Below are 17,198 nucleotides of genomic sequence, written 5' to 3' on the forward strand. Positions count from 1 at the left end.
CGTAAGATGACGCCCTCAATTTGCATTAAATCTTAACGCCCGCCGGTTCCAATGCACGCCGGGATAGGCGCAGAAAATCATTGGGACGGCTGCGATGAGCTTTTTGAACAATCTGAAGATCGTCTGGAAGGTCGCGCTGATCGTGACCGTGATGGGCTGTGCGATGATCGCCGTCGCGGCCTTTGGCGTGCGCGAACTCTCCGCGACCGTCGACGGTTTCGGCGAGCTCTCCGCCGCGCAATCTTCCGCTCTCAACCTCACCCGCGCCCAGCGCCGCGCCGAGACCTACCACGCGGCGCTCTATGCGATCTTCACCGAGGCAACCGAAGCAGGCAACGCCAAACGCCTCAAGACCGCGACCCAGAACCGCGACGAAATTCGTCAATTCCTCGATGCGGCCGAGCAGGACGACCCATCGCGTGCCGGCGAGCTGAAGGGCATCGGCGACCAGCTGAAAGCTGCGTTCACCGGCTGCGATCCGGTGCTCCAGGCCGGCTCACAGGCCAGCAGCACGGAAGAGAACGCCAGGGCAGCCGAACGCGCGCACAAGGAGTGCGATCCCGTGCTCGATGCGGCCCTGGCACGCATCGCCAAGTTCACGACCGAGACGACCCAGGCCGTGGCCAAGCGCAAGGACACCATCAGCCGCGACGCTCACGCCGCGACCTGGACCGTGATCGGCGTCAGCGCCGGCGGCCTGATCCTGGGCATCGCGATCGCGCTGTTCATCGGCCTCAAGGCGATGTCGCAGCCGATCGCCCGGCTCAAGCTCGCCATGGAGGGGCTTGCCCGCAACGATCTCAGGACCGAGGTGCCCGAGAAGGACCGGCGCGACGAGATCGGTGACATGGCCAAGACGGTCGAAGTGTTCAAGACCAATGCATTGGAAGTCGAGCGCCTCAAGGCCGCGCAGCTCGAAGTCGAGAAGCAGGCTGCCGAGCAGCGCCGCCGCGACATGGTCAACCTCGCCGACGGCTTTGAACGCGCCGTCGGCGAGATCATCGAGACGGTCGGATCTGCCTCTACCGAGCTCGAAGCGTCGTCCTCGACGCTGGCGACCACCGCGCAGCGCGCGCAGGAGCTGACCTCGGTCGTCGCCGTCGCGTCCGGCGAAGCCACCGGCAACGTGCAGTCGGTCGCGACCGCCACGGAGGAGCTGTCCTCCTCGGTCAACGAGATCAGCCGGCAGGTGCAGGAATCCGCGCGGATGGCGGGCGAAGCCGTCACCCAGGCCCGCACCACGACGGAGCGGGTCAGCGAGCTCTCGGTTGCCGCGACGCGGATCGGCGACGTCGTGGAGCTGATCAACACGATTGCCGGCCAGACCAACCTTTTGGCGCTGAACGCCACGATCGAAGCGGCGCGTGCCGGCGAGGCCGGCCGCGGTTTCGCGGTCGTCGCGTCCGAAGTGAAGACGCTGGCCGAGCAGACTGCGAAAGCGACCGGCGAGATCAGTCTGCAGATCTCCGGCATCCAGACCGCGACCCAGGAATCCGTCAACGCGATCCGCGATATCTCCGTGACCATCGAGCGGCTGTCGGAGGTGTCTTCGACCATTGCCGCGGCCGTCGAGGAGCAGGGCGCCGCCACCCAGGAGATCTCGCGCAACGTCCAGCAGGCCGCTCACGGCACCCAGCAGGTCTCCTCGAACATCACCGACGTGCAGCGCGGAGCGGCCGAGACCGGCTCGGCCTCCTCGCAGGTGCTCTCGACCGCCAAGATGCTGGCGACCGACAGCAACCGGCTGAAGGACGAGGTCGGGAAATTCCTGCGGACGGTGCGCACGGCGTAAGTCCGCCGGCATCCGCCCGTCGCGCGCCTTAAATTAGAGCGCCAGCAGGAAACCAAGCGCGAGAGCAAGCAGCACGGCCGTCATGACGACGGCCGTCACCGCGCCAGCGGCGATCCTGGCCTTCTCTGTCGGGGTGGTCGAGCGCATGGGGCGCGAGTATAGCGTGTTTGCACCGGAATCTCGACTTTGAGTCCGATCCCATGATCTCCAATCGTCCTCCCGTGCTGGCCCACGAACGCTTCGTCGCCGACCGCGACAATTTCGTTGGGCTCGATCTCGCCGCGCGGTTCGAGCGGATCGAGCGGACGAACCTTTGGGGTGCCACGAACTCGGTGTCGGGCCTCGGCTCGGAGGACACGGCCACCGCCGCGATCCGGGAGGCGCTTCCTTCGCTGCTGCAACGGCTCGGCGCGCGCTCGCTGCTCGATGCGCCCTGCGGCGATGCCGGCTGGATCGGCCGCGTCAAGCTCGACCTCGACTATATCGGCATCGACATTGTGCCGTCGCTGATCGAGACCAACAACGCGCGTGCGGCGCGCGGCGAATTGGCCGGCCGATTCCTGGTGGCCGATATCACGCGCGATGCACTGCCGCGTGCCGATCTGATCCTGTGCCGGGACTGCCTGGTGCATCTGAGTTTTCAGAACATCGCCCGCGTGATCGGCCGCTTTCGCGAGAGCGGCGCGCAATTCCTGCTCGTCACGACGTTTCCGGAGTGGGAGGACAATTGCGATTGCGAGGATGGCGACTGGCGCGCGCTCAACATGACGAAGGCGCCGTTCGACTGGCCGGTGCCGCGCGAATTGATCGACGAGCGCTGCGACGAGGGCGATGGCGGCTGGCGCGACAAGAGCCTCGGGCTCTGGCGGCTGGATGAGTTGCCGGATCGCGTCCGCACGGCCACGGATGTGTGACAGCTGCGGGCGGAACGTCCATTGCGTCCGTGATCGCCCCGGCGATAGACTTTGGGTTGTGTAGCGATCTCGTATCGCGGTGACCTGCCGGAGCCCACCATGAGAGCATGTGCTGTCCTGGCCGCGTTGTTGATCTGGTGCAGCGCGCCGGCGCTGGCGCAGCAGGAGGGGGCAGCGCTCTACGCCGCGCATTGCGCGCAATGCCACGACGGCGATGTGCAGAGCCGCGTGCCGGGCCGCGGCGCCATGCAGGCGATGTCGTTCGACCATGTCCTGGCGGCGTTGACCTCCGGCAGCATGGCGGCGATGGCAAAGGATCGCAGCGACGCGGAACGTCGCGCGATCGCTTCCTTCGTCACCGGCAAGATCGCGACCGGCGGCGTTGCAACCGACGCGGAAGGCCGCTGCGCGCAACAGGTCATCGGTTTTCCGCAAGCCCTTGACGGTCCGCGCTGGAACGGATGGGGCGTCGACACCAACAACAGCCGATTCCAGCCCGCCGACATGGCGGGGCTGACCGCGGAGCAGGTGCCGCGCCTGCGATTGAAATGGGCCTATGCGTTCCCCGGCGCCTCGGTGTCGTTTGCGCCGCCGACCATCGTGGGCGGAATCCTGTTCATCGGCGGCACCGATCGCAAGGTGCACGCGCTCGACGCGCGCAGCGGCTGCACGCTGTGGACGCTGGCGATCGATGCGGCGGTGCGCGCCGCGATCAGCTTTGCGCCGCTTCCGGGCTCCGACCAGTTCGCGATCTTCTTCGGCGATTTGCGCGCCAACGCCTATGCCGTGAACGCGCTGACCGGCGCGCTGATGTGGAAGACGAAGGTCGAGGAGCATGCCGCCGCGCGCATCACCGGTGCGCCGACGCTGCATTCCGGCGTGCTCTACGTGCCGGTGTCCTCGATCGAGGAAGCCGCAGGCTCGCAAGCCAGTTACGAATGCTGCACCTTCCGCGGCAGCGTCGTGGCGCTGGACGCGGCGACCGGCAAGCTGGTCTGGCAGGCCTATACGATTCCGGAAGTGCCACATCCAACCGGCAAGAATGCCAGGGGCACGCAGCTGTTCGGTCCGTCCGGCGCCGCGATCTGGTCGGCGCCGACGATCGATGCGAAGCGCAATGCCGTCTATGTGGCGACCAGCAATTCATATTCGAACCCGCCGGCGGCAACCGCCGATGCGATCCTCGCTTTTGAGCTCGCGACCGGGAAGCTGCTCTGGAAGCAGCAGGCCACGCCCAAGGATGCCTTCGTCGTGGCGTGCTTCACCGCGGACAAGTCCAATTGTCCGGAGGATCACGGACCCGATCACGATTTCGGCCAGTCGCCGATCCTCGTGACCTTGCGTGACGGCAGGCGCGTGCTCGTCATCGCGCAGAAGTCCGGTGTCGTGCATGCGCTCGATCCCGATGACGGCGGCAAGATCCTGTGGCAGAAAAGGATCGGGAAGGGCGGTGCGCTCGGCGGCAGCGAGTGGGGCTCGGCCGCGGACGGCGAGCGCATCTATGTGGCCAACTCCGACGTCCGCTTCATGCGTGACGGCACGCGGCAACTCGATTCCACGCAAGGCGGCGGCCTGTTCGGCCTCGACCTCGCCAGCGGCAAGATCGCGATGGAGGTGCCGCCGGTCGCCTGCGGCGACCGCCCCAAATGCAGCCCCGCGCTCTCGGCAGCGGTGAGCCTGATTCCGGGCGTGGTGTTCTCCGGCGGCGTCAGCGGCTTCCTGCGCGCCTATGCCGCCGACGGCAAGCTGCTCTGGGAGTTCGACACCGCGCAGGATTTCAAGGCCGTGAACGGCGTCCCCGCCCATGGCGGCGCGATCGACGGCCCCGGGCCGGTCATCGCCGGCGGCATGCTCTACACCAATTCCGGCTACGGCCAATGGAGCGGCGTCGCCGGCAACGTGCTGCTGGCGTTCGAGGTGGGGACGGAGTGAGGATCTTGCTGTGTCCCGGACGCGCCGCAACGCCTTCCGCGTTGCGGCGCTGAGCCGGGACCCAGAAAGCGGCCCACAGCAATGCGGCGCTGTGGGCCCCGGCTCTGCAGCGCATCGCCGAAGAGGCGCTGCACTGCGTCCGGGGCACGGGTCGCCTTTTCAATTCGCATCCGTCCAGCAGGGAGAGCAAATTCGATGATCGATGCCAGATGCCGCTGCGGTGCTCTTTCGCTGTCGCTGCCGGGACCATCGCAGCTCGTTGTCGCCTGTCATTGCCTCGACTGTCAGCGACGAACCGGCGCGCCGTTCGGCGTGGGTGCGTTCTATCCGGCGCGCGCTGTCACGATCGCGGGACCGTCAAAGGAGTACGTTCGGACAGCCGCGAGCGGCGGCAAGGTCCGCAGCTATTTTTGTCCCGACTGCGGTTCGACCGTCTATTGGCAAGCCGAGAATCTGCCCGCGATGATCGGCGTTGCCGTCGGCGCGATCGCAAATCCGGATTTTCCGCCGCCGATCAGATCGGTGTTCGAGCAGTCCAAGCATGGCTGGGTGGAGATGTCAGGTACCGAGCACTTCCAGCAAGGCAGCGTGCCGAAGCATTCGAGCTGAGACCTGTACGCCAGATGCTGGTGCCGGCTGAGGGGATTGAACCCCCGACCTTCGGTTTACAAAACCGCTGCTCTACCGCTGAGCTAAGCCGGCGACGCGGGCAGGGCCGGCATGGGCCGGGGTGTCCACCCGTTGCGCGCCGCAATACCAGACTTGGTCGGAAAGTGCCAGAACCGGAAAGGCCGTCGCCGCGAACATGAATCAGGCGGCCCGGAGGCCGCCTGATCTCTCCGCATCGATTAGATCGCCTTACTGGCAGATGTGCCGGCGGCCGTCTGCGCCCTTGAACCAGGTACCAGGCGTACAGACGAAGCCGTTACGCTGGGCGTAGGTGCGGGTGTCCCAGCCACGATTGTCCCAGCCGCGGTTGTCCCACGAATTGTCGTAGGCGTAGGAATTGTCCCAGGCGCGGAACGGCGCGCTGGCAATCGCGCCCGCGGTGCCGATCGCGGCGCCGGCTACGCCGGCTGCGACGTCGGTCGGCCAGAAGCCGGTACGGCTCCTGTTCCAATCGTTATTCCAGTCGCCATTGGTTTGACGATAGGACGCGCGGCGCTGGCGGTATCCGCTATCGGTGTATGGATTTCCTGGGCCGAGATTCTGGCAATTGGCGTTGGGGAATTGCGCCGAGCAGCGGCCGGGATTGGTGACGACGGCCTGCGCCATGGCAGAGCCTGCCAGCATGGTCGCCGCAATCGTCGTCGCTCCAAGAAGCTTGATGTTCATGGTTGTTGGCTCCCATTTTGTTGACGGGGGCTAAACGCTTGCGGCGCCGGACGTTCCGATGAAACCGGTGGATTTCGCAAGCAAACGGTCAAACGGATGTGAGCGCACGGTGCGGTTCCGTGCGGCGAAGTCACACGCCGTTAACGCTTCGCTCATTCGCTTTGCGGCATTTGAGCGGCCCGCAATCCTTACACATTAGGCTTACCGGAATTTGGTGAGCGGGCCTTAACCCTCTCTGCGCCGCGATCGGATAGGTTGCCGCCGCATAACCGGGGTCCCCCTCATGCGCATTGTGGCGCTCGCTGCCTTTCTGATCGGACTGCCCGCGACGGCGTTTGCCGGCGAAGGCTTCGATATCGTCGTGCCCGGCCGGCCCGGCGTGCCGATCATCATCAACAACATCGACGCGTCCTATGCCGTGGTCGAGGGTGTCTGGGGCCTGGGCAAGAACCAGCAGGTGCAGCCCACGATCTATGGCGGGCGCTATGTCGCCGAGCGGCAGCCTGCCGACGTCGGCCATTATTATCCGACGCTGGGCCTGCGGCCCGGTTACGGCCGGCTCGAGGTCGAGCCGCCCGCGAACCGAAAATTGCCGAAGCCCGCCGAGAGCTATCACCAGAGCTGGGGCGCGCAATCGGCGCCGCTGCCGCCGCAGATGGACGTGCCCGTCGATCCGCCGCCGGTGATCCTCGCGCCTGAAATCAACGATCGTCCGCGGCCACCGCGACCGCGGCCGCATGTCCAGGTCCCCGGCAAACCGCCGGGTTAAGAAACGTCAAAATCCAACAAACAGAAATCAACAGGAGAGAGTAATGCGTCAAATGATTTCGGGACTGGTTGCGGCGGCTGCCGTGATGTTCGTCGCCACGGCACCCGCCGCGGCGTGCGGCTTCAACCCGTGCCAGCCGGTCGCGCCGGTCTATTCCGGCTGCAACACCGGTTGCGGCGGCTACGGCTATGGCTATGGCTATGGCGCCTATGAGCGTCTCGCCGAGCCGGCCACGCAGTATTATCACGTCAACCAGGGCCCGACCTATACCGGCCCGGGCGCCTTCGCGCCGTATCCGACCTATCGTGAAGACGCGGTCGTCGCGCCCGCCAATTACGGTTATGGCTATCGCGCCGCCGTGGCTCCCTATCACCGCCCGTACTACCGTCCGTATCGCTACGGCTACGGCCCGCGCTACGGCTATCTGCCGCGCGTGCACTACGGCCATGGTCCGCGCTACGGCTACGCCCACCGTCACGCGCCGGCGCCGTACTATGGCGGTCACCGCGTGCTGCGCCGCTATTACTGATCCCTGATCGGTTGAGCTGACGAGACGCCCGTTCGCACGATGCGGACGGGCGTTTTGCTTTTCTGATTATGTGCGGGCGCGATCAATCAGGTCGATAGCCCGCCTACGCCTGACGGCTACGGCGTGGCAGCCTTCGCTCGCTTCGCTGAATGATGATCTGGATTGGCTTGCCAAGCCGAAGCTCGCGAAGCGAGCGAAGGCTGGTGGGGGAGGCAGGACTCGAACCTGCGAAGCCATGAGGCGGCTGATTTACAGTCAGCTCCCTTTGCCACTCGGGACACTCCCCCGCTCGACGGCAGCACAATCGGGCCGGACCTTGCCGGCGACCGAAGACGGCCATGGAACGTGAAGGCCGCGACAGCCCGGATGGGGGCGCGACCGGGCGCGGTTATGGGCGATCCGGTGGGGCAAAGTCAACCGAGGCGAACAGCTAAAATCGCCTTCGAAGCCACCCAAATTGCCATATTCCGGCACCCGTGACACAAGCGAGCCCATGAAGGACAAAAAATTCACCCCCAGGGGCCCCCGCGGCGGGGCTAAGCCCTTCAACAGACCCGGGAAATCGGCCGGCCGGCCGGCCTGGCGCGACCGCGATTCGCACGCCGACGGGCCGGTCATCCTCTATGGCTGGCACACCGTCACCATGGCGCTGGCCAACCCGGAGCGACGGATCCGCAAGCTGACGCTGACCGAGAACGCTGCGAAGCGACTTGCGGACGAGAATATCGAGACCCGCGTCACGCCCGAGATCGTCCGGCCCCAGGAGATCGACCGTCTGCTCTCGCCCGATGCCGTGCATCAGGGCCTGCTTGCGGAAGCCGATCCTCTGCCTTCGCCTGATATCGAGACCTTGAAGCAGGAAGGCATGGTGCTGGTGCTCGACCAGATCACCGACCCGCACAATGTCGGCGCGATCCTGCGCTCCGCCGCAGCGTTCGCGGTGAAGGCGATCGTCACCACTGCCCGCCACAGCCCGGAAGCCACCGGCGTGCTCGCCAAGGCCGCCTCCGGCGCGCTGGAGCTGGTGCCTGTTGTGACCGTGCAGAACCTCGCGCGCGCCCTGACCACGCTGAATGAAATCGGCTTCCAGACCGTCGGGCTGGACAGCGAAGGCAGCGCGGATCTCAGCGACGTCGCGCTGCGCGAGCCGCTCGCGCTGGTGTTAGGGGCCGAAGGCAAGGGCCTGCGGCAATTGACCCGCGAGACCTGCAGCGTCGTGGCGCGGCTCGACATGCCCGGCGAGATCAAGAGCCTCAACGTCTCCAACGCCGCCGTGCTTTCGCTCTATGTCGGCGCGAGCCGGCTCGGGCTGATGAAGTAGGCGGCCGCCTCAAGCCGCTACCCCATCATCTCCCGCACCATCGGCACCACCTTGCGCCCATAAAGCTCGATGCTCTTCATCAGCTTCTGATGCGGCAAGGGACCCGCCGAATACTTCAGCTGAAACCGCGCAATGCCGAGCGTCTTCGCCGTCCTGGCGATCTTGCGCGCCACCGTTTCCGGCGAGCCGGCATAGAGCGAGCCGTGCTCGACCTCGCTCGCGAACTCGTCGCGGCCCATCGGCGGCCAGCCGCGTTCCTTGCCGATGCGGTCGCGCATGGCCTTGTAGTCGGGCCATAGCTCCTCGCGCGCCTCTTCATCCGTCTCGGCGACATAGCCGGGCGAGTGCACGCCGATCGGCTGCGCGGGGCGGCCGAACTCCTTGGCGGCGCGGTGATGGAGATCGACGAACGGCGCAAAGCGCGCGGGATCGCCGCCGATGATCGCGAGCATCAAAGGCAGGTCGTAATGCGCAGCGCGCACCACCGATTGCGGGCTGCCGCCGACGCCGATCCAGGTTTTAAGCCGGCCGTTCTCGACCGGGGGATAGACCAGCTGATCCCGCAGCGGCGGACGCAGCTTGCCCTCCCAGCTCACCGGCTTCTGCGCCAGCAGGGCAGCAAACAGGTCCAGCTTCTCCTCGAACAGCTCTTCGTATTTGCGCAGGTCGAAACCGAACAACGGAAAGGATTCAGTGAACGAGCCGCGGCCGAGGATCACCTCGGCGCGTCCGTTGGAGAGCGCGTCCAGCGTGGCAAAGCGCTGGAAGACGCGGATGGGATCGTCCGAAGACAGCACCGTTACGGCCGAGCCGAGATGGATGCGCTTGGTCCGCGATGCGATCGCGGCGAGCACGGTCTCCGGCGAGGAGATCGCAAAATCGGCGCGGTGGTGTTCGCCGAGGCCGATGAAGTCGAGGCCGAGTTCGTCGGCCAGCACCGCTTCGTCGACGACGTTGCGGATCACCTGCGCGTGCGGAAGCATGGCGCCTGCGGCATCCCTGGTGACGTCGCCAAAAGTATCCAGTCCGAATTGAAGCGATGCGGTCATCGGTGAGGTCTCTGCGGGCGCAGCTTGCGCTTGTCGCTGTGGGAGGGAATCGTCTGCGATGGAGCTAGGCCGCGGCGGCCGGTGCAACAATGCTGCTTTGAGAAACCCACCGTTTCCTCTTTGGATCGTGCCAGGCCCGCGCCCGTACGCTCAGTCGGACCTGGTGAACATCTCGACCAGGGTCTCGCGCAGCCAGCGCTGCGCCGGCACGGTGTCGTTGCGCTGGTGCCAGAACAGGCTGACGATGCGCGGCGGCGCCTTGAGCGGCAGCGGCATGGCGTGCAGGAACGGCGCGTGCCGGGATTGCGAGCGCAGATCGCTCGGCAGCACCGCGATCAGGTCGGACTGGCGCACCACCTCGTAAGCGGCGCTGTAGTGATTGACGGTCGCGACCAGATTGCGCGACAGCCCGCGCGAAGCGAGGAAGAGGTCGTAGGACGGCAGGGTCTTGCCGGCGAGGCTGACGTCGACATGGCCTGCGCCGAGGAAGCTGCGCGTGCTGAGCCGCTTCTGGGCGGCGAGCGGATGGCCGCGCCGCATGAAGCAGGCATAGTCGACCGTCCACAGCGAGCGCGAGCGGATGGCGGCCGGCTGCTGCGCCTCGTTGACATAGACGCTGAGCACGCAATCGACGCGATTGTCTTCGAGCTGATCGGCGATCTCCAGAATGGTGTTGGGGACGGTGTGCACGCGCGCCTTGGGCGCGACCTTGCCGAAATGGCCGAGGAGATTCGGCATCACCAGCGAGGCGACGTAATCCGACATCGACAGGCTGAACTCGGTCTGCGCGCGGCGCGGATCGAACACCTGCTCGTCGAGCGCGCCGCGGACGGTTTCGAGTGCCTCGCCGATCGGCTCCCACAGCACCACGGCGCGCTGGGTCGGACGGATGCCAGTGCCGGACCTGACGAACAGGGGATCGCCGAGCGCGTCGCGCAGCCGCGCCAGCGCGTTGCTGACCGCCGGCTGCGTCATCAGCAGTGCGTTGGCGGCGCGCGTCACGCTGCCCTCGGTCATCAGGGCTTCGAAGACTTTCAGCAGGTTGAGGTCGAGCGATCGAAACGACAGAACATTCACCGTGGTGATGTATGGGATCACGATTATAAATTATGACGATAATATCTCTTTGTCTATGGTTCCCCCAGGGACTTGCGGATGCCGGGCCGCCGGACAGAGGGGACTTACATGTCGATGATCTCGGCGCGCATCGAGCGCCTGCCATTCGCACGCTTCCACACGCATCTGTTGTTGATGGGCGGGCTCGGCTACATGTTCGACGCGATGGACGCCGCCGTGCTGGCGTTCATCCTGCCGGTGCTGCGCACCGCCTGGAATCTGACGAGCGTGCAGATCGGCGTGCTCGGCAGCAGCACCTATATCGGCTTCCTGTTCGGCGCGTTGCTGGCGGGCACGCTCGGCGACCTGATCGGACGCCGCGCGGTGATGATGTCGGCGCTGGCGCTCTATTGTGCCGCATCGATCGTCAGCGCCGCCGTGGACAGCTGGCCGTCCTTCTTCGCCGCCCGCGTTGTCGCGGGCATGGGCACCGGCGCCGAGAGCGCGATCATCGCGCCTTATCTCGCCGAGTTCGTGGCGCGGCGCTTCCGCGGCAGCTTCACCGGCGCGCTGGCCGGGTTCTTCTCCTTCGGCTTCGTCGCGGCGGCCTTGCTCGGCTACTTCATCGTTCCCGCCTATGAGAACGGCTGGCGCATCGTGCTGGTGATCACCGCGGTGCCGGTCGTCATGCTGCTCTGGTGGCGCCGGGCGCTGCCGGAATCGCCGCGCTGGCTGGAAAGCCGGGGCAGGGCGAAGGAAGCCGAAGCGGTGCTGGACAGGATCGAAGCCGGCTTCGCGCGCCGGGGGCATGTGCTGCCGCAGCCGGTCGTCGACGCGGTCAGCCCGCCCGTCGCCGGGGGAACGTTGCTTGCCAATTTCGCGGCGCTTCTGGCGCCCCGGCAGGCGCGCATCACCGTCATGACCTGGATCATGTGGCTTGCGATCACCTTCAGCTATTATTCCTTCTTCGTCTGGATTCCCGGCCTCCTGGTCCAGAACGGCATGAGCATCACCAAGAGCTTCGCCTATTCGCTCGCGATCTATTGCGCGCAGATCCCCGGCTATTTCAGCGCCGCGTATTTCAACGAGCGCATCGGCCGGCAGGCGACCATTGCGTCCTACATGGTGCTCGGCGGTATCAGCGCGCTCGGACTCGCCTTCGCGCAGAGCGACCAGCACATCATGGTCGCGGGGATCCTGCTGTCGTTCTTCATGAACGGCACCTATGCCGGCGTCTATGCCTATACGGCCGAGGTGTTCCCGACGCCGGTGCGGACCACCGGCGCCGGGCTTGCCTCGGCGATCGGCCGGATCGGCGCGATCGTCTCGCCGATCCTGGTCGGCTACCTCTATCCCAATTTCGGCTTTGCCGGCGTGTTCGGGATCACCACCAGCGTTCTGCTGATCGGTGCGCTCACCGTCGTGGTGATGGGCGTGCCGACGCGCGGCCGGTCGCTGGAAGACATTGCGGCGGGCGAAGTCGCATGAGGGCAACGACGCGCCCGCCCGATCCGCTGCTCAACGCCGTGGCGGCGGCGCAGGGCAGGGCGGATCAGCCGGAGGCGCTGTTCTCGGCGCTGGATCAAGCCTTGAAATCGGCGATCGGGCACAAGCTGTTCACGATCCTGACCTATGACGACGATACGGGCGAAGCGGCGCGGATCTATTCCAATCTCCCCGAGCCTTACCCGACGGGCGGCCGCAAGCGGCTGGCGCCGGGCCCCTGGACCGAGGCCGTGCTCGACCGCGGCGAAGCCTATATCGGCCGCACTCTCGATGATCTGCGCAATGTGTTCGCCGATCACGAGCTGATCGCTTCACTCGGCTGCGAGAGCGTGCTCAACATGCCCGTGCGCTGGCGCGGGCGCACGCTCGGCTCGCTCAACCTGCTCCATGAAGCGGGCTGGTACGGTGCGGACGACGTCGCTGCGTGTCTTCCGTTCGCCCAGCTCGCATTGCCCGCGCTGCTCACACCGTCCTGACCAGACAGGAAACGACCATGCCCAGCACCCTCTTCAAGAACGCCGCTCTGCTCGATCCGCTTCAGCCGGATTTGCTGGAGGGCCATTACGTGCTGGTCGAGGACAATGTGGTCAGGGAGGTCTCGGACCGGCCGCTCCAGGCTTCAGTCGACCGCACCATCGACCTCAACGGCAAGACGCTGATGCCCGGCCTGATCGACCTGCATGTCCATGCGGTGGCGGTCGAGCTCAATCTGTCGCAGCAGGTGCACATGCCGAACGTGCTGGTGACGCTGCGCTCGACGCTGCTGCTGCGCGGCATGCTTCGGCGTGGCTTCACCACCGTTCGCGACGCCGGCGGCGCCGGCCATGCGCTGAAGCAGGCGATCGAGACCGGTCTCACCGACGGCCCGCGGCTGTTCGTCTCCGGCCGCGCGCTGAGCCAGACCGGCGGGCATGGCGACATGCGGGCACGTTCGGATTACCTCGCCAGCGACGCACCGTGCCCCTGCTGCGTGCGCGTCGGCGCGCTGGCGCGCGTCGCCGACGGCGTCGACGGCGTGCGCAAGGCGGCGCGCGAGGAGCTGCAGATGGGCGCCGACCAGATCAAGATCATGGCGTCCGGCGGCGTCGCGTCACCGACCGATCCGGTTGGCGCCTTCGGCTACTCCGAGGACGAGATCCGCGCCATCGTCGAGGAGGCGCGCGGGCGCCAGACCTATGTGCTCGCCCACGCCTATACCGCTGCCGCGATCGAGCGCGCGGTTCGCTGCGGCGTGCGCACCATCGAGCACGGCAATCTGGTCGATGCCCAGACCGCGCGCCTGATGGCCGAGAAGGGCGCCTATGTGGTGCCGACGCTCGTCACCTACGAGGCGCTGGCCAATGAAGGCGCGCAATATGGCCTGCCGCCCGAGAGCGTCGCCAAGATCGCCGATGTCCGCGACGCCGGCCTGCGTTCGCTCGCGATCTATCGCGACGCCGGCGTGAAGATGGGGTTCGGCAGCGATCTGCTCGGGCCGTCGCAGCGCCTCCAGAGCGACGAATTCCGCATTCGCGCCGAGATTCTCGGTCCGCGCGCGGTGATCGCCAGCGCCACGGTAATCGGCGCCGAGGTGCTCGGCATGGAGGGCAAGCTCGGCCGCATCGTGCCCGAGTCGATCGCGGACCTGCTGGTGGTCGACGGCAATCCGCTGCGCGACGTCGCCTGCCTGCTCGGCCAGGGTGAGCATATTCCACTGGTGATGAAGGCGGGCAAGGTCCAGTTCGACAGGCTGAACACGTAGCTGCCGCCGCGTCACGGACGCCCTCGCGCCGCTCGTGCGTCCTATGTCGAGACGCGCACGACCATCTTGCCGAGCGCCCCGCGCGTTTGCATGGTCCTGAACGCTTCCCGGAAATCGCCCAGCGCGAAGACGCGACCGACCACAGGCTTCAGCTGGCCGTCGGCAAGCCAGCCCGTCAACTGCAACATCAGGCGTTTCTGCACGTCGGGCTCGCGCAACGGGATCTGTGCGAGGTCGACACCGAGCAGGGCGCCGCCCTTCAGCAGGGGCAGGTTGAACGGCAGCGCGGGGATCGCGCCGGCGGCAAAACCGACCACGAGATGACGGCCGCGCCAGGCGATGGAGCGAAAGGCCTGCACCGAGATCTCGCCGCCGACGGGGTCGAAGATCACGTCGGCGCCGTGTCCTCCCGTCAATTCCTTCAGCGTGTCGCGCCAGCCGGCCTGCGTGTAGTCGATCACAGCGTCGGCGCCGTGCGCCAGCGCGAACGCGCGCTTGTCCGGTGTCGATGCTGCTGCGATCACACGGGCGCCGAGCAGCTTGCCGATCTGGACTGCCGCAATTCCGGTGCCGCCAGCTGCGCCCAGCACCAGAAGCTGTTCCCCTGCGACCAGCATGGCGCGTGAGCTGAGCGCATAGAGGGCGGTCAGATAATTGGCGCGAAACGAGGCGGCGACTTCGGCCGCGACGCCGTCGGGCAGGGGATGGAGCGCTTCGGGTCTGACGACGATCTCTTCGGCAAGCGCGCCCGCGCGCGTCATCCCCATCACGCGCATGCCGGGCTGATAGCCGCCGGGTGCGCCGGGCGCGTCCGTCACCACGCCCGCGAACTCCGTCCCGGGAATGAAGGGCAGGGGATCTTTGGTCTGATAGCGTCCCTCGATCTTCAAGCCGTCGACGAAGCCGATCCCGGCAGCTTCCACGCGGATGCGCAATTGTCCCGGTTCCATGGACGGCGGCGGGACCTCCTTCAGTTCGATCTGATCGATCGGTGCGTATTGCTCGACGACGACGGCTTTCATGTCGGACCTCTGTTGTTCCGGTTATCCTGACAGGTCCCGACACGAGCCTCTTGTGTCTACCGCCACATCCCGCGCATACGCGCGCCGATGTCGACCTTCGGCCCCTGCGCCGCGGTGCGGGCGGCGCCGCTTGCTGCCTTTGGCCAGGCGGTGCGCTCGAACAGGTAGACCAGCTGCTCCGGAATGAAGCGGGTGCGCGAGGCGTAGACGTGGCGGTCGCCCTTGGCTTGCTGGCCGTGGACGAAGAAGCGCTGGGGAACGACGAGGTGCAGATCGTCCTTGGCGCGGGTCATCGCGACATAGAGCAGGCGACGCTCCTCTTCCAGCTCGGCGCTGGTGCCGGCGCCGAGGTCGGACGGCATGCAGCCGTCGACGACGTTGAGCACGAACACCGATTTCCATTCCTGGCCCTTGGCGGAGTGGATGGTGGACAGGATCAGATAGTCCTCGTCGCGCAAGGGCGGGCCGGATTTGTCGCTGGTCGCGTCCGGCGGGTCGAGCGTGAGCTCGGTCAAAAATTTCTCGCGAGAGGCATAGCCGCTGGCGATCTGCTCGAGCTGCATCAGATCGGCGCGGCGCGTCTCGGAATCTTCGTGGAGGCGATCGAGATGCGGCTCGTACCAGAGTCGCACGCGTTCGAGATCGACCGGCCATTCCGAATAGCGCAAATTCTGGGTGGTGCGGACGAAGTCGGTCCAGTCGGCGCCGGTGCGCGCGGGCACCGGGAGCTGGCCGAGTGCGGCGAGCGGATCGGTGCTTTCCGCCATGTGGTCGAGCACGCGCTGCGCGGTCGCGGGGCCGACGCCCGGCAACAGATGCAAAATGCGGAAACCGGCGACGCGGTCGCGCGGGTTCTCGGCAAAGCGCAGCAGCGCCAGCACGTCCTTGACATGTGCGGCGTCGAGGAATTTCAGCCCGCCGAACTTGACGAACGGAATGTTGCGACGGGTCAGCTCGATCTCGAGCGGGCCGGAATGCGAGGACGTCCGGAACAGCGCCGCCTGGTGCTTGAGCAGCGCGCCTTGCTCGCGGTTCGCCAGCACCTCTTCGACGATGTAGCGCGCCTGGTCGGCCTCGTTGTGCACGGTGACGAGCTGCGGCTTGTGCGAGGCGGCGCGGTCGGTCCAGAGATTCTTGGTGAAGCGCTCGCGCGCGAGCCCGATGACGCCGTTGGCCGCAGCCAGCACGGTCTGCGTCGAGCGATAGTTGCGGTCGAGCGTGATCATTTCGGCGCGGGGCGAGAAGCTCTGCGGGAAATCCAGGATGTTGCGCACGGTGGCGGCGCGGAACGAATAGATCGACTGGGCGTCGTCGCCGACCACGGTGAGCCCGCGTCCGTCGGGCTTGAGCGCCAGGAGGATTGAGGATTGCAGGCGGTTGGTGTCCTGGTATTCGTCGACCAGCACGTGATCGAAGCGGCCGCCGATCTCCTCGGCGATCAGCGCATCGCTCATCATCTGCGACCAATACAGCAACAAATCGTCGTAATCGAGCACGTGCTGGGCCTGCTTGGCCTCGACATAGGCCGCGAACAGGCCCTTCAGCTCGGCGGCCCAGCCGGCGCACCAGGGATAGTGCACCCCCAGCACCTTCTCGATCTCCATCTCGGCGTTGACGCAGCGCGAGTAGATCGACAGGCACGTGCCCTTGGCGGGGAAGCGGCTCTCGGTCTTCGACAGGCCGCGCTCGTGCCGGACCAGGTTCATCAGGTCGGCGGAATCCTCGCGGTCGTGGATGGTGAAGGCGGGATCGACGCCGATCCGTTCGGCATATTCGCGGAGCAGACGCGCGCCGATGCCATGGAAGGTGCCGGCCCAGCTGAGCGCATCGCGCATGATCGCGGCGTTGTTCTCGCCCAGCACCTTGCGGGCGATGCGCTCGACCCGGCCGGCCATTTCGGCCGCCGCGCGGCGGGAGAACGTCATCAACAGGATGCGGCGCGGATCGGCGCCGGCGACGATCAGATGCGCGACGCGATGGGCCAGCGTGTTGGTCTTGCCGGAGCCGGCGCCGGCAATCACCAGCAGGGGAGCGCCCACGGTCGCGCCATCGGCCACGCCATGCTCGACGGCGCGGCGCTGCTCCGCATTGAGCGTGTCCAGATATGTCGCCACGAATCGCCCCGGTGAAAGGGCGAGAGTCGGCGATCCCGTCGCGAATCGCAATGCGGCTGGACGGGACCGGGTTTAGGATTTAGGGGGAAAGACGCCCCCAGGTTCCAGTCCGAAAAGC

At 66.5% G+C, this 17,198-nt stretch carries 15 protein-coding genes and 2 tRNA genes; 10 read left to right on the forward strand and 7 right to left on the reverse strand.

Annotated elements, in window-relative coordinates; translation table 11 throughout:
* Window positions 1-94 precede the first annotated feature (94 nt).
* From GDN70_RS16030 to GDN70_RS16045, 4 genes are all read left to right on the forward strand, one after another.
* Window positions 95-1,792 (forward strand): methyl-accepting chemotaxis protein, encoded by a 1,698-nt coding sequence (locus tag GDN70_RS16030; protein WP_152102764.1) that lies wholly within the window; start codon window positions 95-97, stop codon window positions 1,790-1,792.
* A 200-nt stretch (window positions 1,793-1,992) separates the two neighbouring features.
* Entirely contained in the window at window positions 1,993-2,706 is a 714-nt protein-coding gene (locus GDN70_RS16035; RefSeq protein ID WP_095426194.1) for a class I SAM-dependent methyltransferase, read from the forward strand.
* Between the two features lie 99 nt (window positions 2,707-2,805).
* The gene (locus GDN70_RS16040; RefSeq protein ID WP_152102765.1) at window positions 2,806-4,638 is read left to right on the forward strand and encodes a PQQ-binding-like beta-propeller repeat protein; all 1,833 of its coding nucleotides are present in this window, start codon (window positions 2,806-2,808) and stop codon (window positions 4,636-4,638) included.
* A 195-nt stretch (window positions 4,639-4,833) separates the two neighbouring features.
* Entirely contained in the window at window positions 4,834-5,247 is a 414-nt protein-coding gene (locus GDN70_RS16045) for a GFA family protein (RefSeq protein ID WP_152102766.1), read from the forward strand.
* A gap of 18 nt (window positions 5,248-5,265) precedes the next feature.
* On the opposite strand, the gene GDN70_RS16050 is transcribed toward GDN70_RS16045, so the two are convergent.
* Together GDN70_RS16050 and GDN70_RS16055 are read right to left on the reverse strand one after the other, a co-directional pair.
* A tRNA-Thr gene (locus tag GDN70_RS16050) sits at window positions 5,266-5,340 on the reverse strand.
* A 156-nt stretch (window positions 5,341-5,496) separates the two neighbouring features.
* A complete protein-coding gene (locus GDN70_RS16055) occupies window positions 5,497-5,973 on the reverse strand; it encodes a hypothetical protein (RefSeq protein WP_152102767.1) in 477 nt (158 codons plus the stop codon).
* A 283-nt stretch (window positions 5,974-6,256) separates the two neighbouring features.
* On the opposite strand from GDN70_RS16055, the gene GDN70_RS16060 reads away from it, so the two are divergent.
* Window positions 6,257-6,742: a hypothetical protein gene (locus GDN70_RS16060; protein ID WP_152102768.1), complete on the forward strand. Its 486-nt coding sequence runs from the start codon at window positions 6,257-6,259 to the stop codon at window positions 6,740-6,742.
* 43 nt (window positions 6,743-6,785) lie between these two features.
* Window positions 6,786-7,271, forward strand: coding sequence for a hypothetical protein (locus GDN70_RS16065; protein ID WP_095426198.1), 486 nt, complete (start codon window positions 6,786-6,788; stop codon window positions 7,269-7,271).
* Window positions 7,272-7,472: 201 nt separating this feature from the next.
* Here GDN70_RS16065 and GDN70_RS16070 read toward each other — a convergent pair.
* Window positions 7,473-7,558: transfer RNA gene (locus GDN70_RS16070), tRNA-Tyr, on the reverse strand.
* Window positions 7,559-7,764: 206 nt separating this feature from the next.
* Between GDN70_RS16070 and rlmB the strand changes: the two genes are divergently transcribed.
* Window positions 7,765-8,592: a 23S rRNA (guanosine(2251)-2'-O)-methyltransferase RlmB gene (rlmB, locus tag GDN70_RS16075; protein WP_028141081.1), complete on the forward strand. Its 828-nt coding sequence runs from the start codon at window positions 7,765-7,767 to the stop codon at window positions 8,590-8,592.
* A 17-nt stretch (window positions 8,593-8,609) separates the two neighbouring features.
* Here the strand turns inward: rlmB and GDN70_RS16080 are convergent, their stop codons facing one another.
* Together GDN70_RS16080 and GDN70_RS16085 are read right to left on the reverse strand one after the other, a co-directional pair.
* Window positions 8,610-9,641, reverse strand: coding sequence for an LLM class flavin-dependent oxidoreductase (locus GDN70_RS16080; protein ID WP_028141080.1), 1,032 nt, complete (start codon window positions 9,639-9,641; stop codon window positions 8,610-8,612).
* Between the two features lie 150 nt (window positions 9,642-9,791).
* Window positions 9,792-10,658, reverse strand: coding sequence for a LysR family transcriptional regulator (locus tag GDN70_RS16085; protein ID WP_240536446.1), 867 nt, complete (start codon window positions 10,656-10,658; stop codon window positions 9,792-9,794).
* 168 nt (window positions 10,659-10,826) lie between these two features.
* On the opposite strand from GDN70_RS16085, the gene GDN70_RS16090 reads away from it, so the two are divergent.
* From GDN70_RS16090 to GDN70_RS16100, 3 genes are read left to right on the forward strand one after another with little or no spacing between them, the layout of a single operon-like run.
* Window positions 10,827-12,185 (forward strand): MFS transporter, encoded by a 1,359-nt coding sequence (locus GDN70_RS16090; protein WP_038950504.1) that lies wholly within the window; start codon window positions 10,827-10,829, stop codon window positions 12,183-12,185.
* Entirely contained in the window at window positions 12,182-12,679 is a 498-nt protein-coding gene (locus tag GDN70_RS16095; protein WP_028141077.1) for a GAF domain-containing protein, read from the forward strand. The genes GDN70_RS16090 and GDN70_RS16095 overlap by 4 nt, the downstream gene beginning before the upstream one ends.
* A gap of 17 nt (window positions 12,680-12,696) precedes the next feature.
* Entirely contained in the window at window positions 12,697-13,944 is a 1,248-nt protein-coding gene (locus tag GDN70_RS16100) for an amidohydrolase family protein (RefSeq protein ID WP_152102769.1), read from the forward strand.
* Window positions 13,945-13,985: 41 nt separating this feature from the next.
* Here the strand turns inward: GDN70_RS16100 and GDN70_RS16105 are convergent, their stop codons facing one another.
* Both GDN70_RS16105 and GDN70_RS16110 read right to left on the reverse strand, forming a co-directional pair.
* Window positions 13,986-14,966, reverse strand: coding sequence for an NADPH:quinone oxidoreductase family protein (locus GDN70_RS16105; RefSeq protein ID WP_152102770.1), 981 nt, complete (start codon window positions 14,964-14,966; stop codon window positions 13,986-13,988).
* Window positions 14,967-15,022: 56 nt separating this feature from the next.
* Window positions 15,023-17,080 carry an ATP-dependent helicase gene (locus tag GDN70_RS16110; protein WP_152102771.1) on the reverse strand — a complete coding sequence of 686 codons (2,058 nt, stop codon included), beginning with the start codon at window positions 17,078-17,080 and terminating at the stop codon, window positions 15,023-15,025.
* Window positions 17,081-17,198 lie beyond the last annotated feature (118 nt).

The organism is Bradyrhizobium sp. TM102 (genome assembly GCF_009176685.1).
Classification (GTDB): domain Bacteria; phylum Pseudomonadota; class Alphaproteobacteria; order Rhizobiales; family Xanthobacteraceae; genus Bradyrhizobium; species Bradyrhizobium ottawaense.